Source organism: Flavobacterium sp. MMLR14_040, from assembly GCF_033657265.1.
Classification (GTDB): domain Bacteria; phylum Bacteroidota; class Bacteroidia; order Flavobacteriales; family Flavobacteriaceae; genus Flavobacterium.
The window spans coordinates 18,086-33,721 of record NZ_JAWVWO010000012.1 but is presented as its reverse complement, the minus strand read 5'-3'; the positions used below and the strand labels follow the sequence as shown (position 1 = coordinate 33,721).

Genomic DNA, 15,636 nt, shown 5'->3' with positions numbered 1-15,636 from the left:
CATGATACAGGAAATTATCGCTTTTGCAATATTATTTATTGCCGTTGCTTTCTTAGTCAAAAAGTTCTTTTGGAAATCTAAAAAGAAAAAAGACTGTGGTGATGGGAATTGTGGATGTTCTTAGAAAAAGGTTCTGAGATACTGAGATGTCGAGGGCCTAAGGTTTATACGTTTGGATAAATTGTTTTAAATGATAAAAATAGTCAGCAAAAAATTTAAAAAATATGACAACCTTTATTTATTTTATATTTTTCATATTCTTAAATCTGTCTTTATTTCTAATTCTTTCTAAAAAAATTCTTGTCAATCGTTTTAATAACTTAATTATTGCAACAATTTTTATAGTAATTTATTTAGCACATCAATTGTCATTTTTTACGTCTCAAATAAATGCATCAGATTTCCGAAAAATATGCGCTTTTAGTATTTTTCTCATATTCTGGTTTTACTTAAACAATTATATAGTAGAAAAAATGGATGGAAAGATAAATTCCCTGAATTTTTTCAATAGATGTATATATTCTTTTGTGCAAAAAGGATTTTTAATTTATCTCCTTTTTACAATGACAACAATAACTCAACTAAATTGGGTTTTACGGATACACTGATCAAGAATTTTAAAAAAAATCCCGTAGATTCGCTAAAAACACAAAGCTTCACAAAAGAAATTTAAATCTCTGTGAAGCTTTGTGTTTTAATAACGTGTCTTTGCGAAAGAAAAACTATTTAAAATAACTTGCCTTTTCTTGATACAAAAAAGGCCTTAACTCACTTTTTATCAGCTTAATATCTTTTAATTTTGTTTTATTAATTTAATTTTAAAGGAATGACAGATTTTGATAAAACTGAGATTATTAGAGATAATAGAGTTACACGATTATTGTGGTTTACAATAGGGTTTATTTGTGCAGTTGCGGTTTCGTATTTTATTATGAAACATCAATAACAACAAAAACTGAAACTCAATACTGGGGTTGGATACTAAAAATTACTTCACTCCTTCCCATTCTGCATAAAATTGTGCCAGGAAAGATTCCATAAAACGATGTCTTTCGGCTGCAATTTGCTTTCCGGTTTCGGTATTCATTTTGTCTTTTAAAAGTAAAATTTCTTGTTTACTTATAAAAAAACTTATTAATCACGTAACGTATTAACTTTTAATTCATTAATTTAGATTGTTAATCTAACATTATGCGTGAAAAGAAAACAATAAAAATTGATCTTTATGATGATTTAAAAATCTTTGATGACTCAGAACAAAGAGAAATAGATCCAGAAAAAAAAAGTCATTTAATATCCGAATTAAATAATTTCAATGAATGGTTAATTCAAGGTGGCGTAACAAAAGAGCGATTTGATATTGAAAGTATAATTATTGAACCCTTTTCAGATGAAGATTGGACAATGAAGGTAGTAACGGATGATAAAAACAAGCAAATTGTTTCCTTCAATCCTAATATAATTAGATTATGTAATTTTGAATACTGGGAAATGGTTATATTGCATGAATATTTTCATCTTGTAGTTCAAAAGGTTCCAAATAAAGAAGATGCTTTGAAAATTAAGGATACGTTTGGATCAGATTTCATGAGTTTAATTGATATTGAGGCAGATTTTTATGTTGCTCTATATCTTAAAGAAAAGAACAAAATCACTGCTGAAGAATATTGGAGACTTTGTTACAATGGTGGGAGTGTGTTTTCAGATAAATGGATTAGAACAAAGAAATTTGAACGTTTTTTAGGATCATTATTAAGCATTAATAAAATGTTTTTAAGTACATCTCCAACATTTGATCTATATTTGCCAACCATTTCTCCCATATATACGGAAGAAAGCATAATGATTTTAGTAATCAAAAGAGAACATATCGCTTTTGAGGAAATTTTTGCTGAATTTGACGATTTTAAAAAGCTCAAAAACATATATAAAAACTCAAAAAACGTATCATTTGAAGAGTATTTTGAAACATTAAATTCATTCACAAAAAAAGCATTAAATATATAAGTCCCAGATATTTTTTAATTTAAATTAATAGTTATGAGTGATATTGAAAACAAAAAAGTCATAGTTGAAAAATGGCTAGACGAAAACGGTTTTTTTAATATTGAAATAACCGAAAACAAACATTTTTTAAAAGCTGATGGTAAAAGTTCTAGAATGTTTATAACAATAGAAGATAATTTTCACATTGATGAAAATAGAATTAAGCAATTTGCTTTTACTAATAACAGGCAAGCATGGATTGCAAAAGTTAAACCTTCAGAAAAGAGTATTGAATGGAAAATATTATAAATCAATTTTATCTATATCCTTCCCATTCTGCGTAAAATTGTGAAAGAAACAACTCCATAAATTTATGTCTTTCTAACGCAATTTCTTTACCCAATTGAGTATTCATTTTATCTTTTAATAACAACAATTTTTCATAAAAATGATTAATTGTTGTTCCTTTATTATTTTTATATTCTTCCTTATTCATCATCAAATTTGGATTAATATTCGGATTATACAGACTTAGATCTTTAAATCCTCCGTAGTTAAAAGCTCTTGCAACACCAATTGCCCCAATTGCATCCAAACGATCTGCATCCTGAACAATATCTAATTCTATCGAAGAGAATTTCTTTTCGAAATTTCCACCTTTATACGAGATATTTTCAATGATGTTTACTACATGCTGGATAATGGCTGAAGATACGTTCTCAGATTCAAGAAACAAACGTGCCGTTCTGGGCCCGATCGTTTCATCTCCATTGTGAAATTTACTATCTGCTATGTCATGAAGTAAAGCTCCCAATTGAACAACTACCAAATCACAATCTGTACTTTTTGCAATTAAGAGTGCATTTTTATATACGCGTTCGATATGAAACCAATCGTGTCCGCCTTCCGCATCATTTAATTTTTCTTTTACAAATGCAATGGTTTTGTTTATTAGATCTGGGTAATTCATAATTTTTATTGTTGAGAAATGGGAGCGGGTGACGCGAATTTAAGCGGATTACCGTGGGTTTTATTTAATCTTTTTTTATATAAAAAATGTTGATTGTCAAAGCTTTCACACTTCAACAATCAACAATATTTTTAATGTCAATGTCAAAATCAATTACAATATCAATTTTAATCTGAAATCAACAATCTAAAATCTAAAATTATAATCTTGCAGGTTCTACCCATTTAAAGATATGAGATTCCTGCGGAATTACTAATCTTTCTGAGATTCTTGCCATACGAGCGGGTAACTTCATCAAGTAATCACGTGCTTTTTCTGCTTCATCTGTCAAATTAGTAATCTTGTCAACTTCCCATTTATCGATTAATTTTTGCATGATATCTACATAATCGTTTGCAGTATAAACACCAATACGTTGTGCAGAATCAGAAAATTGCTCAAAAGCTGAACTGATCTTTTGACCCGATTCTCTTAAAAAGTGCGCCGGCATAACGATTTTTTGTTTCATCATATATTGAAACGCCAACATCATTTCGCTAGGATCAACCTGAAAAATGCGGGTTACAAATTCGCTATAGGCATGATGATGACGCATTTCGTCACCAGCAATCATTTTACACATTTTAGACAATTTATTATCACCAAATTTTTTCGCCATTTGAGCTACTCTATTGTGTGATACATAAGTTGCTAATTCCTGGAAACTAGTATATACAAAGTTTTTGTATGGGTCAGATCCAGTTCCAATATCAAAACCGTCGTTGATTAAATGCTGCGTTGTCATTTCGATTTCACGCATATTTACACGACCAGACAAATACAAGTATTTATTTAATAAATCACCGTGGCGGTTTTCTTCTCCGGTCCATTGTCTAATCCATTTAGACCAACCATTTCCACCGTTTTCCACCTGATTTATTCCCTCAACATCCATTAACCAGGATTCGTATGTTGGCAAAGCTTCTTCGGTAATGGTATCACCTACAAGCGTAACCCAGAAATCATATGGCAATTCTTTGGCAATTTCACGTAATTCTCTAACCTCCTCAAAGAAATTATCTCCTTCAGAATTAGGCAGAAAATCTGACGGCTGCCAAATTTTTTCTACTGGAATTAAATACTGTTCAACGAAGCTATCCACGTTTTTTTCCAAAAACTGCATAACTTCTAATCTAATGTTTTTTATAGACATTACTAATTTAAGATTGGGATTTAAGTTTTAGTCTTTACTAAAAACGAAAATCTATTTATACTCATTTACTCCTTCTACTACTGCTTTTTCGGTCAAAGCCATTAACTCTGCAAAATCATAATCTTTTACAGCCAATGCTTTATGAACCGTAAAGGTAAGATGATTTCCTAAACCTACCGGGAAAAGACCATATTTTACCATTTTCCATGAATTATTAATACTCACCGGAACAATATATGCTGATGGTGCGTATTTACATAATATTTTTAAACCATTTTGGGCAAATTCTTTAGGTTTTCCGGTTTTGCTTCGGGTACCTTCTGGAAATATTACGGCAGATCTTTTATGTTTCTCAATATATTCAGACAAGCCTTTGATTACAGGAATCGCTTGTTTCGGGTCTTTACGGTCAATTAGGACAGATCCTCCGTGACGTAAATTATATGATACGCTCGGAATTCCTTTACCTAACTCCTTCTTACTTACAAATTTACAATGAAAACGTCTAAAATACCAAATCATTGTAATAATATCATACATACTTTGATGATTTGAAACAAAAATTAAAGGTACTCCGGTTGGAATTGTTTCTCTGTTCTCAATTTTATAAGTTGTTCCTACCAAATTGGTGCATCTTAAAAGCCAGAAATTTAAGTAATCAACGCTTTTTTTGTGCGCCTGATACCCAAAAACATTTAGACAGAACCATTGTATTGGATGAAAAACCAATAAAACCGAACTAAACAACAAATAGTAAATTACGGATATGGGATACGAAATTATTTTTTGCATGCGTTAAAAATTAATGCCCAAAAGTAATAAATAAATTTTTAGCGGTATAAAAATTGAAAACAATAACCGTTTTTATCGTTTAATTGTACCTTTGCACAAAAAATTGCACTTTTTTTCTGAATTAAATGAACTTTACTTACCCAAAAAACGAACGTTTAAAAAGCAAAACAACTATTGGATTACTGTTTTCTGAAGGAAAATCGGTTTCTAAATATCCGTTGCGTTTGGTTTACCGTCAAGCGGAAGCTGGTTCAGAAGAAAAAATTAAAATTGGTGTTTCGGTTTCTAAGAAATATTTTAAAAAAGCCGTTGATCGCAATTACTTCAAACGTGTTTTGAGAGAAACCTATCGACTCAACAAACACTTACTTTGGGTCAATCTTGAAGAACCGTATTCTTTCATGTTTTTTTATCAGACAAAAGACCGTTTATCTTACGAAGAAATCAACACCAAAACGATTCAGTTGTTTGAGAAATTTCTCTTACAGATCAACAAAACTCCTGATTCTGAAACTAAAACTGAAATCTAGATCTCAAATAGCAACTTTATTTATCGATTTCGACTAAAAATTATAAAAAAATTGTAGTTTTAGCTCTTAATTGAAGATTTATGAAATACATTTTCTGTTTATCATTATTTGTTTTAAGTCTTACAAGTTGTAGTAAAGAACCAATTGCAGAGATGGATATGGCAGTTAGCGCTATAAAACTTCCAGCAAAAGGTAAAGGAACATACAAAACATCCGAATCTGTTGCAATACCCGAAATTTCACAAAAGATCATCAAACAAGCTTCACTTCGATTTGAAACTAACGATTTAGACGATACTTTTGCTCAAATTCAAAAAGCAATTACCGCAAATAAAGGAACTATTCAAAATGATGCCGAAGGAAAAGATTATAACAATATCTATCGAAATCTAACTATTAGAATTCCCAGTCAGAATTTTGATGCCTTTATAAAGTCCATATCTGAAGGAGTTTCTTATTTTGAAAGAAAAGAAATCTCTGCAGAAGATGTTACAGAACAATATATCGATCTTGATTCAAGATTAAAAACAAAAAAGAAACTCGAAGGCAGATATCTTGAAATTTTACAGAAAGCCACTAAAATAAGTGAGATTTTAGAAATTGAAAAACAAATTTCGATTATCAGAGAAGAAATTGAAGCAAAAGAAGGACAGCTTAAATATTTAGAAAGCCGGGTTTCTGAAAGCACTATCAATATTGAATTTTACAAAACCATAGCTGAAAAAGAAGCCATTAAAACTTCATATGGATCAAAAATAGGGACAGCAATTAAGTCCGGATTTTTTGGTTTATCGAGTTTTCTAATTTCGATCATTAGCGTTTGGCCATTTATTATCCTATTTGTTGTTCTGGTTTATTTTATCAGAAAACGATTTAAAAGAAAAAAAGCATAAATCATGTATCCTTATCTTAAAAAGAAGTTCGTTATACCAGCCGTTGCCGCCGGATTTTTATTTATTGGAACCAGTTTCAAAGACGATTTTTTTGAAATAGCCAAACAAATAGAAATTTTCACCACTTTATTTAAAGCTGTAAACACCAATTATGTAGATGAAACGAATCCGGGTGATTTGATGGACAAAGCCATTAAAAGCATGCTGGGAAGTTTAGATCCGTACACGGTTTATTTTAATGAACAGGATGTGGTAAATTTCAAAATCAACAATACGGGAGAATATACCGGAATTGGTGCCATGATTGCCCGTAAAAAAGACCGCTTAATCGTTCGCGAACCTTATAAAAATTATCCGGCCGACAAAGCGGGATTAAAAGCCGGTGATGAAATTATCCAGATTGGTGATGTTCTAATTGCTGATTTTAAAGACGATGCCTCGCAATTATTAAAGGGAACCAAAAACACAAAGATTACGATAAAATACCTTCGTCAGGGAAAAACTTTTACAACTGAGTTGGTTTTGGATGAGGTTGATATTAAGTCCGTTCCGTTTTATGGAAAAATTGATGATAAAACGGGTTATATCGTTTTGGCGCATTTTAGCAGAAAAGCTGCTGTTGAAGTAAAAGATGCTCTTGAAAAGCTAAAAGCTGATGGAGCAAAACAAATAGTATTAGATTTAAGAGGAAATCCGGGTGGTTTACTAAACGAAGCCATTGATATCTGTAATTTATTTGTACCGAAGAATGAAGTAATCGTGACAACGAAATCAAGAATTGAAAAACATAACAATACTTATAAAACTCAAAATCAACCAATAGATACCGAAATTCCTTTGGCAATTTTGGTAAACGGAAGAAGTGCGTCTGCATCAGAAATTGTTTCGGGAGCTTTGCAGGATTTAGATCGCGCCGTAGTTTTAGGAAGCCGTAGTTTTGGAAAAGGTTTGGTTCAGCGTTCTGTAGATTTAACTTATGGAACGCAGCTTAAAGTAACTATCTCACGTTATTATACACCATCGGGCAGATGTATTCAGGCTTTGGATTATGCGCATAAAGACAAAAATGGAGTTGCCTTAAAAACGGATGCGAAAAACTTCAATGCTTTTAAAACCAGAAAAGGCAGAACGGTTTATGATGGTGGCGGTGTTTTGCCTGACATCGAATTGGAGGAGGCAAAAATGAGCCCGATTACAACCGCTTTACTAAAGAATGATGGAATCTTTGATTACGCAACAAGCTACTACTATAAAAATCCAAATTTGGGCGATAAAATCCCCGTTCTTACCGATGCGGATTATGCCAGCTTTAAGCAATATCTAAAAACAAACAAGATTACTTTTGATACTGAAACAGAAGTAGCTTTGAAAAATACTTTGGCTGCAGCCAAAAACGAAAAAATAGACGAAACGATCGCACCGGAATATCAGCAGTTATTAAACGCCTTAGAGAAAAGTGAAACAACCTTACTCGATAAAAACCAGAAAGAAATTAAAAACCTGATCCAGGAAGAACTTATCAAGAGATACCAATATCAGGAAGGTTTGTATCAATTTTACATTAAAAACAATTCAGAAATTAAGAAAGCGGTGAGCGTTTTAAATAATCAAACTGAGTATAAAACCATTTTAAAAATGTAAAAAAAATGAAAATTTGTAAAGTCTTATTTATATTCTTTACGCTCAATTTATCGGCACAGCAAAAACCAATCGAAACTATATTTTTTGATTTCGATAAATTTGATCTTACTGAACAACAAACAAGCGTTGTTACGAATTTTATACAAAGAATAGATACTTCAAAAATAGAATCTATTCAAATCTACGGCTATTGCGATGATCGTGGAGATGATGACTATAACTTTAGATTGTCCAGAAATCGCGTTAAGACAATTCAAAATCTCCTCGTATCAAAAGGTTTTAACCAAAGCAAAATAATTATTCTTGAAGGCAAAGGCCGTGTAGTTTTAAGACCGGATACTGTTGACAACCTAAAGGAAACACGTTCTAAAAACCGCCGCGTTGATTTGATTGTTATAAATAAAAACAGTTTCGGAAAAGGAGTCCATAATTCTTTCAAAAACAAACTAAAAGTTGGCGATAAGGTTTATCTCGACAACATTCTTTTTGACATTGGAAGTTCAAAACTTACACACAATTCTAAAAAAGAATTAGATAAAATAGCAACGATTTTACAACACCAAAAAAATATTCAGTTTGAAATACGAGGTCATGTTTGCTGCACTCCGGAAATTTATGGTGACGGAATTGACAAGGAAACCAAAGAAAGAAGACTTTCCTGGAACCGGGCCAAAACCGTTTTTAAATATCTTTTGTCAAAAAAAGTATCTTCAGGCAGAATGACTTTTGTGGGTTGCGGCAATAAATATCCGTTGGGAAAAGGTGATAATTATGATCGCAGAGTCGAATTTTGCATTACGGAAATCTAGTTTTGTTTTGCAATAAAAACCCAAAAAGCTGCATTTCGGCCTAAAGTTAAACTTTAAACGAAATTAGTAATCTTTTGTTTATTAATATTTTATTCTTTAAAAAATAATAATTTTACACTTTGAAACAATGTTGCGTTAGCAAAAAACAAAGACTTTTATAAATCCCGAATCATTTCAATATGCGGAATATCATCTTCCAAATACATTTCACTTGTTTGCACAAATCCGTGGCTTTCATAAAATTTCTTCAAGTACAATTGCGCACCAATTGTAATTGCATCTTTACCAAAATGAGATTTAATTCCTGCTACTGCTTCACGCATTAAATCATGCCCCCATTTTTTATCTCTGTAATTGGCATCCACTACTACTCTTCCAATTGATGCATTATCAAAACTAATTCCGGCATCAAACAAACGTGCATAAGCCACAATTTTGCCGTCGTATTCTCCCATAAGGTGCAAAGCTTTCTTGTCTTTACCGTCTAAGTCCAAATAAACACAATTTTGCTCCACAACAAAGATCTCACTTCGCACTTTAAGTAAATCATATAACTCATGAACACTTAATGCCTCAAAAGGCTTTATTTTCCATTTTAATTCCATTGCTATTTTTTCATTTATTCAAACAACTAAATTACTTGAAAAATCTTTATTACTATTATCAAAAAAAAGAAATCCCAATTACAAATCGTAATCGGGATTCTCAGATTATTTTTGAAATCTACTTATTTTTTCTTCATTATAATTTCCATGCTTTTATACTCTTCGCCGTTCTTTACGTCAAACATTTCCATTTTACGGGTTGTTGCATCAACAATTGTATATATTTCCCGATAAGGTGTTTTTTTTCCGTTTACCGGATTTACCATATCTCCTTTAAGTTCCATACTTTTTGTTTTCTCATCAAATTTACCCACAGCGACCATCATTCCTGTTCCCATATTATCGATAAAAGTCGTCGTGTATTCTTTGCTGGCGTTATTATAAGCCAATGTACTTTTACCCTGAAACGGTTGCCCCATCATTGTTCCGCTATAATTTGCTTCCTGATATCTGCCGCCAAGAATCATTTTAATATTGGCTGTTGAATTTGCTTTTTCTGCTTTACCATTTGGTTCCGACCAAAAAGTCATATCACAATTCCATGTTCCGGTTTCAGCAGCCATTAATTTATGTGCATTTCCCGGCGTTGCATATTCTACCCAGGCTTTCATTTGTGCAGCAGAATCTAAAGGCTGTTCAATAGCTTGTTCCTTGGTTTTGATAGTATCAGTACCTTTTTGGTTTTCATTTTCGTATTCTGTTTTTATTTCCTTTTTACAAGAAGCAAAACATGCTGCCAATATCACTAATGTTAGATAGAATTTTTTCATAAATAATTGATTTATTGGTTATTAAATCAAATGTACGAAAAATATAGCCAATTATCTTTTATCAATTTTAACTGATTTTATGATGGCCTCGAGTTCCAACATTAGGTCTCTTTCCTGATTAGAAGGCGAATAACAAAATCCTTCAATAACCAGGATTCTTCTTGAAGCTTCGTCAATAATAGCGTAGTTTATAAAAGGTCCGGTCATGAAATCGTTCTTTAACTCCCACGTTCCTTTGGTTTCATATGTTTTTTTTCCGTCTAATAGTGTTGTCGAAAAATATGGTGCATAAGCTTCACCGGTAATCATGGGTGTGTCTGGCTCTCGTCCTTTTATATATCGTCCTACTGAATCTCTCATGCGAACAATATTGCCCACAATATCTGAGCCTTTTGTAAGTCTCCGAATTGGAATCTGATAAATCAGCAAACTCGTATTCCCGCTGATGATTTCCTTTTTCAGCCACATAAAATTCTTTTTATGCAACATATATTCGTAACCGGAGGGAATTTGAAGATCGATGTGAAACTTGTTTTTTATTACCGTCGGATTCAACAGGGATTTTCTGTTGTCCTGTTGGATTTTTTGAATTTCGGCATCGCGAATCATCTTGATAATTTGTGCCGAATTTAATTCGATGCTGCAAATAATATCTTCAACTGATTTGCCGTAAATACGGAATGTGTTGTGCGGTAATGTTTCGTTGTGTTTAATTTCGAATTTATCTGCTGCGGCTTTTTTTACTACGATAATACTTCGGCTATCGGTAACAAACCCTTCTAGTAATTTAGCAGGATATTGATTAATGGTAAACAACGGTTCTTCCTGGGTAAGGCCCCAAACCGGAGAAGCAAATTTATTTCGAATGGTATCGCCTACTTCACCGTACCACAACTGATCGTCGATGATAACTGATATTGTATTTGTTTTGCCGGAAACAGGCTGAGGCTGTTTCTCATTTTTAAAACAGGAAACAAACAAACATGAAAGTACAAGGCATAAAAAATGGGTTTTATTCATTTTCTTAGTTTAATGAAATAAAACCCAAATTTAGTTAAGATTTTTTTTATTATCCGTTAATTTTAAGTTTCATTCCGGGTTTAATATCTCCATCTTTAATATTATTCCATTTTTTGATATCTGAAATTGTCACTCCAGGATATTTTTTTGAAATACTATATAATGAATCTCCTTTTTTAACGTAATAATCTTCTGTTATATTTTTAGCCGAAGCTGTTTTTTTTCTGAACGAATCTATAGAACTTGAAGCTACAGCAGTATTTATTGCAGGTGTTTCATCTTCAATAACTATTTCTTTGCCAACGATTAAGGATTTTCCTAATCCAATATTATTAGAAGTCAGGTTATTCAATTCTTTTAAATCTGCAACTGATGTATTGAATTTTTTAGCAATGCTTCCCAAATTATCTCCGGCAGCAACTATATATTCAAGATTTTTACCTCCTTTATCGTTATTGTCTGTTGATGCAACTGCTTCTTCAGATTTTTTAACAACTTCAGGAATTACTTTCAACTCTTTTGGATTTTTTACAATCGAATCGTTATTTGATTTGATTTTTAAAGTTTTACCAAGAGCAAGTGCATTGCCTTTAAGGTTGTTCCATTTTTTTAACTCCAAAATCGAAACATCATACTTATCTGCGATCGAACCGAGGTTGTCCCCTTTTCTAACTTTATAATATTGTGTTTCTGTTGTGGCAACTGCATTATCCAGTTTAGCTTTTCCTTTTGGAGAAACTTTTAAAGCCAATTGTTTTGGAAGTCCTTTATGTTGGGACTGATAAGCTACATAATCATAAATCTTATCTTCGTTGTTGACAAAAGTTGCAATTTTATCTTTTGGCAAACGTAAAAAGTGTTGTTCGTTTTGATAAAATGGGACAACATTTAATTTATATGAAGGATTTAAAAGTTGTATTTGTGATTGTGGCATGTCTAACAAATCAGCAATTTGTTTGAATGACATTTGATTTTTAATTTGAACTGTATCTGTTTCAAAGTTTTTAACTACAGCTCTCTCCGGGTTGATTCCGTGTTCTTTATGAAATTCAAAAAGATACATTGTTGCTAAGAAAGCAGGAACATAACCTTGAGTTTCTTTTGGAAGATGATTACGAATGTCCCAGTATTTTGTTTTTCCGCCAGAACGACGAATGGCTTTTGTTACATTTCCAGGTCCTGAATTATAAGAGGCAAGAACCAATTCCCAATCACCAAAAATTTTAAACATTTTAGTCATATATTCTGAACAGGCAGCAGTTGATTTTAAAGGATCGCTGCGTTCATCTATATACGAATCGATTTTAAGATCGTATTGTTTTCCGGTTCCGTACATAAACTGCCAGATTCCGGTGGCGCCCATTTTAGAAACTGCTTTAGGATTTAAAGCAGATTCTACAACGGCTAAATATTTAATTTCTAAAGGAACGTTTTGTTTTGCAAAGGCGTCTTCAAAAATTGGAAAATAATATTCTGATAAAGCCATTAATCGTGAAAATGATTTTTTACGATTTTTAAGAAATGACTTTATGATGTTTTCTAATCCCTGATTATATTCGATCTCAAAAGGCGATTTCTCATTCATCACCTGAAGTCGCTGTTTAAGCAATTCAGTTGGTAACTCTTCATCTACAGAAATATCTGTATTGATGGTTTGAATGTCTTTTGTTAAATCATCATAAATATCTAAACTCACTAATTCGTTCATCCAAAGACTGTCTACACGAGTACACAGCAGATCTTTTTTGAAAGAGTTTTTAACTGAATCTAAATAAGAGACTTTAACATCCGGCTTAATTTCTAAATCTGCTTTTGCAACATCTTGTGCAAAAGAAGCTACAGAAAAAAAGACAGAAACCGCTAATGAAATTTTCCTTATAATCATATAACATTTATTTAAAATTCTATAATTCAAACAATTACAGAGTGATTACTTTTTGCAAAACTAAATAGTTTATCAATAAAAACTATCTAAAAAAATGTTAATTGTGAAATTTTAGTCTAAAATCGCTGCGATTCCAGGTAAGATTTTTCCTTCTAACATTTCAAGCATTGCCCCGCCACCAGTGGAAACGTAGCTCATTTTATCTTCAAAACCAAACTGTTTTACTGCAGCAACAGAATCTCCTCCTCCAACTAGTGAAAAAGCTCCTTTTTCTGTAGATTCTGCAATAAATTCACCTAAAGCGATCGTTCCTTTTGCAAAAGATTCCATTTCAAAAACGCCTAATGGACCATTCCATAAAATTGTTTTTGACTCTAAAATTACTTTCTTGAAATTCTCTAATGATTTAGGACCAGCGTCAAGACCCTGCCATCCGTCAGGAATCGCAGTTACATCTACAACTTGTGTATTTGCTGTGTTTGAGAAATCATCTGCAGCGATAACATCAACCGGAATATGAATCTGAACTCCTTTTTCTTTGGCTAATCTTAAAATTTCAAGTGCTAAATCTTGTTTGTCATCTTCACAAATAGAATCACCAATTTTTCCGCCTTGTGCTTTAACGAATGTAAAAGTCATTCCTCCGCCAATAATCATGTGATCTACTTTATCAAGGATATTTTCGATTACGGTGATTTTTGAAGAAACTTTCGATCCGCCAAGAACTGCTGTAACTGGTTTTTCGCTATTTTTAAGTACTTTGTTTAAGCTTTCGATTTCTTTTGCCAATAATGTTCCGAAGCATTTTTCTGTTGGAAAAAATTGAGCAATAATAGTGGTCGATGCGTGCGCTCTGTGAGCAGTTCCAAATGCATCGTTTACGTAGATGTCTCCAAGTGAAGCTAATTCTTTTGCAAAAGCAACATCTCCTGCTTCTTCTTCAGCATGAAAACGTAAATTTTCAAGTAATAAAACTTCTCCTGGTTTTAAGTTTTTAGCAGCAGTTTGAGCTGGTTCTCCAATCGAATCAGTTGCAAACTTAACTTCAACTCCTAAAATTTCTGAAGCTGTTTTTAAAATATGTTTTAATGAGTATTTTTCTTCTGCACCTTTTGGTCTTCCTAAATGTGACATTAAAATTACACTTCCACCTTGCTTTAAGATTGCATCAATGGTTGGTTTTGCAGCTTCGATACGTGTTGCATCTGTTACATTAAAGTTTTCATCCAAAGGAACATTGAAGTCTACACGGATTATTGCTTTTTTATTTTTAAAGTCGAAATCGTTTAAAGTTTTCATTTGATAATTTTTAAATTTTTGAAAGAATAACAAATATAGAACTTTTAGTGTAGTATTAAATTCGAAAAATATAAAAATAACCTACCTATAACAACGAAAACGTTGTAAATTAAGAAAACAAACAAATTTATTTTAAAAAATATAAAATTGTTTAGCAGAATATTTAACAATTAAAAGTTACTGTAAACCAAATAATGGTCTTTCATTTTATGGTAAAACGAAAAAGTATAGGATTTAGTCTACAGTAAATCTTAAATGTAAATTTATTAGTCGTGAACCGGACTTTGTGTACAAGGACAGTTACTGATCGATCCGAAGAAATCGAATCCGATAGTGATCGAGTGCGTTCCTGTGTTATAATTACCAAGATCGTTGAACATTACCTGATATGAATATCCGAAGTAAAATTTAGATTTCATAAAACCCAACATTGGCCCAACTGATAATGGTTTAGGAAACTGGTCGTTTAAGAAACGGTATGAAACTCCAATCCAATAGTAATCTTCGTAACGATTGTAACGTCTGTACTTGAAGTTAAAATCGGTAGTAGAACGTTTATCACTGGCAAAATATTGGTAGTAAACAGATGGTTCGTATTCGATACGGCTGTTTTCTCCGTCTTTGAAAATCATACCTGTATATACCTGATAGTTCGAAAGTAAACTTGGTTCTAAACCACGGTATCTGTCGGTATTTTTTTGCAAAACGTTGTTTGCATTAAAACTTAGGTAAAAATTCTTATTACGGTATAAAGCACTAATATCAAAGTTATTATTTGATGTATAACGATTATCTGTAACCGAAGGGTCTAAAATTGGATGTTCAATTGTATTATTGAATTCGTCTATATCAATTTTAAACGTATTGAAGTTATACGAGATACCAAAAGACAAGTACTGTTTTGAATAATAATCTAAAATCAAGTGGTGCGCAAATGAAACTTTTGCACCGGTTTGACGTGTATAACCATTTTTATCATTATACAATGAGATACCAACTCCTGAACGGTCCAAAACTCGAAAGTCAGCATACAAAGACTGGTTTTCTGGCGCATCTTTAATTCCTACCCATTGTGTAAGTCCATTAAGACGAATTCTAAGGTTATCACCAATACCTGCGTAAGCGGGAGAAAGCACAAAAGGGTTATCAGCTAAATACTGCGTAAATACCGGTAGGTTTAACTCTTGGCTGTAACTTGTTGTTACAGCCATGAGTACTAAGGATAAAAATAATTTTTTCATTGT

16 protein-coding genes and 1 pseudogene are annotated in these 15,636 nt (G+C 32.2%); 7 read left to right on the top strand and 10 right to left on the bottom strand.

Annotated features, from left to right (window positions below):
- Position 1 precedes the first annotated feature (1 nt).
- Positions 2-124 carry a FeoB-associated Cys-rich membrane protein gene (locus tag SD960_RS15850; protein WP_413230382.1) on the top strand — a complete coding sequence of 41 codons (123 nt, stop codon included), beginning with the start codon at positions 2-4 and terminating at the stop codon, positions 122-124.
- Positions 125-988: 864 nt separating this feature from the next.
- Here the strand turns inward: SD960_RS15850 and SD960_RS15845 are convergent.
- Positions 989-1,114, bottom strand: a pseudogene (locus tag SD960_RS15845) (phosphohydrolase); the annotation flags it as partial.
- A 77-nt stretch (positions 1,115-1,191) separates the two neighbouring features.
- On the opposite strand from SD960_RS15845, the gene SD960_RS15840 reads away from it, so the two are divergent.
- Complete coding sequence (locus tag SD960_RS15840; protein WP_318804651.1) at positions 1,192-2,007, top strand: hypothetical protein; 816 nt, start codon at positions 1,192-1,194, stop codon at positions 2,005-2,007.
- Positions 2,008-2,040: 33 nt separating this feature from the next.
- On the top strand, positions 2,041-2,295 hold the full coding sequence (locus SD960_RS15835; protein WP_318804650.1) for a hypothetical protein: 255 nt from the start codon (positions 2,041-2,043) through the stop codon (positions 2,293-2,295).
- A 7-nt stretch (positions 2,296-2,302) separates the two neighbouring features.
- Here the strand turns inward: SD960_RS15835 and SD960_RS15830 are convergent, their stop codons facing one another.
- The 3 genes from SD960_RS15830 to SD960_RS15820 form a co-directional block, all read right to left on the bottom strand.
- Positions 2,303-2,956, bottom strand: a complete 654-nt coding sequence (locus tag SD960_RS15830) for an HD domain-containing protein (protein ID WP_318804649.1) — start codon at positions 2,954-2,956, stop codon at positions 2,303-2,305.
- Between the two features lie 199 nt (positions 2,957-3,155).
- Positions 3,156-4,148, bottom strand: coding sequence for an acyl-ACP desaturase (locus SD960_RS15825; protein ID WP_318804647.1), 993 nt, complete (start codon positions 4,146-4,148; stop codon positions 3,156-3,158).
- Between the two features lie 51 nt (positions 4,149-4,199).
- Complete coding sequence (locus SD960_RS15820; RefSeq protein WP_318804645.1) at positions 4,200-4,940, bottom strand: lysophospholipid acyltransferase family protein; 741 nt, start codon at positions 4,938-4,940, stop codon at positions 4,200-4,202.
- 125 nt (positions 4,941-5,065) lie between these two features.
- Here SD960_RS15820 and rnpA point away from each other — a divergent pair, with 125 nt between their 5' ends.
- The 4 genes from rnpA (at position 5,066) to SD960_RS15800 (ending at position 8,813) form a co-directional block, all read left to right on the top strand.
- Positions 5,066-5,470 carry a ribonuclease P protein component gene (gene rnpA / locus SD960_RS15815; RefSeq protein ID WP_318804643.1) on the top strand — a complete coding sequence of 135 codons (405 nt, stop codon included), beginning with the start codon at positions 5,066-5,068 and terminating at the stop codon, positions 5,468-5,470.
- 80 nt (positions 5,471-5,550) lie between these two features.
- Positions 5,551-6,363 carry a DUF4349 domain-containing protein gene (locus SD960_RS15810; protein WP_318804641.1) on the top strand — a complete coding sequence of 271 codons (813 nt, stop codon included), beginning with the start codon at positions 5,551-5,553 and terminating at the stop codon, positions 6,361-6,363.
- A 3-nt stretch (positions 6,364-6,366) separates the two neighbouring features.
- On the top strand, positions 6,367-8,004 hold the full coding sequence (locus SD960_RS15805) for a S41 family peptidase (protein ID WP_318804639.1): 1,638 nt from the start codon (positions 6,367-6,369) through the stop codon (positions 8,002-8,004).
- 5 nt (positions 8,005-8,009) lie between these two features.
- Positions 8,010-8,813 carry an OmpA family protein gene (locus tag SD960_RS15800; RefSeq protein ID WP_318804637.1) on the top strand — a complete coding sequence of 268 codons (804 nt, stop codon included), beginning with the start codon at positions 8,010-8,012 and terminating at the stop codon, positions 8,811-8,813.
- A 155-nt stretch (positions 8,814-8,968) separates the two neighbouring features.
- Here the strand turns inward: SD960_RS15800 and SD960_RS15795 are convergent, their stop codons facing one another.
- From SD960_RS15795 to SD960_RS15770, 6 genes are all read right to left on the bottom strand, one after another.
- A complete protein-coding gene (locus SD960_RS15795) occupies positions 8,969-9,418 on the bottom strand; it encodes a GNAT family N-acetyltransferase (RefSeq protein WP_318804635.1) in 450 nt (149 codons plus the stop codon).
- 122 nt (positions 9,419-9,540) lie between these two features.
- Positions 9,541-10,188 (bottom strand): DUF1579 domain-containing protein, encoded by a 648-nt coding sequence (locus SD960_RS15790; RefSeq protein WP_318804634.1) that lies wholly within the window; start codon positions 10,186-10,188, stop codon positions 9,541-9,543.
- A 51-nt stretch (positions 10,189-10,239) separates the two neighbouring features.
- On the bottom strand, positions 10,240-11,208 hold the full coding sequence (locus tag SD960_RS15785; protein WP_318804632.1) for a DUF4837 family protein: 969 nt from the start codon (positions 11,206-11,208) through the stop codon (positions 10,240-10,242).
- A 49-nt stretch (positions 11,209-11,257) separates the two neighbouring features.
- Positions 11,258-13,093, bottom strand: coding sequence for a LysM peptidoglycan-binding domain-containing protein (locus SD960_RS15780; protein ID WP_318804631.1), 1,836 nt, complete (start codon positions 13,091-13,093; stop codon positions 11,258-11,260).
- A gap of 111 nt (positions 13,094-13,204) precedes the next feature.
- Positions 13,205-14,392, bottom strand: coding sequence for a phosphoglycerate kinase (locus SD960_RS15775; RefSeq protein ID WP_042563624.1), 1,188 nt, complete (start codon positions 14,390-14,392; stop codon positions 13,205-13,207).
- A 266-nt stretch (positions 14,393-14,658) separates the two neighbouring features.
- Positions 14,659-15,633, bottom strand: coding sequence for a type IX secretion system membrane protein PorP/SprF (locus tag SD960_RS15770; protein WP_318804629.1), 975 nt, complete (start codon positions 15,631-15,633; stop codon positions 14,659-14,661).
- Positions 15,634-15,636 lie beyond the last annotated feature (3 nt).

Excerpts from the sequence above, each read along its gene's own strand:
- SD960_RS15785 (WP_318804632.1), bottom strand. The coding sequence starts at position 11,208 with ATGAATAAAACCCATTTTTTATGCCTTGTACTTTCATGTTTGTTTGTT.
- SD960_RS15795 (WP_318804635.1), bottom strand. The coding sequence starts at position 9,418 with ATGGAATTAAAATGGAAAATAAAGCCTTTTGAGGCATTAAGTGTTCAT.
- SD960_RS15780 (WP_318804631.1), bottom strand. The coding sequence starts at position 13,093 with ATGATTATAAGGAAAATTTCATTAGCGGTTTCTGTCTTTTTTTCTGTA.
- SD960_RS15820 (WP_318804645.1), bottom strand. The coding sequence starts at position 4,940 with ATGCAAAAAATAATTTCGTATCCCATATCCGTAATTTACTATTTGTTG.
- SD960_RS15825 (WP_318804647.1), bottom strand. The coding sequence starts at position 4,148 with ATGTCTATAAAAAACATTAGATTAGAAGTTATGCAGTTTTTGGAAAAA.
- SD960_RS15850 (WP_413230382.1), top strand. The coding sequence starts at position 2 with ATGATACAGGAAATTATCGCTTTTGCAATATTATTTATTGCCGTTGCT.
- SD960_RS15800 (WP_318804637.1), top strand. The coding sequence starts at position 8,010 with ATGAAAATTTGTAAAGTCTTATTTATATTCTTTACGCTCAATTTATCG.
- SD960_RS15810 (WP_318804641.1), top strand. The coding sequence starts at position 5,551 with ATGAAATACATTTTCTGTTTATCATTATTTGTTTTAAGTCTTACAAGT.
- SD960_RS15775 (WP_042563624.1), bottom strand. The coding sequence starts at position 14,392 with ATGAAAACTTTAAACGATTTCGACTTTAAAAATAAAAAAGCAATAATC.
- SD960_RS15805 (WP_318804639.1), top strand. The coding sequence starts at position 6,367 with ATGTATCCTTATCTTAAAAAGAAGTTCGTTATACCAGCCGTTGCCGCC.
- SD960_RS15790 (WP_318804634.1), bottom strand. The coding sequence starts at position 10,188 with ATGAAAAAATTCTATCTAACATTAGTGATATTGGCAGCATGTTTTGCT.
- rnpA (WP_318804643.1), top strand. The coding sequence starts at position 5,066 with ATGAACTTTACTTACCCAAAAAACGAACGTTTAAAAAGCAAAACAACT.
- SD960_RS15770 (WP_318804629.1), bottom strand. The coding sequence starts at position 15,633 with ATGAAAAAATTATTTTTATCCTTAGTACTCATGGCTGTAACAACAAGT.
- SD960_RS15830 (WP_318804649.1), bottom strand. The coding sequence starts at position 2,956 with ATGAATTACCCAGATCTAATAAACAAAACCATTGCATTTGTAAAAGAA.
- SD960_RS15835 (WP_318804650.1), top strand. The coding sequence starts at position 2,041 with ATGAGTGATATTGAAAACAAAAAAGTCATAGTTGAAAAATGGCTAGAC.
- SD960_RS15840 (WP_318804651.1), top strand. The coding sequence starts at position 1,192 with ATGCGTGAAAAGAAAACAATAAAAATTGATCTTTATGATGATTTAAAA.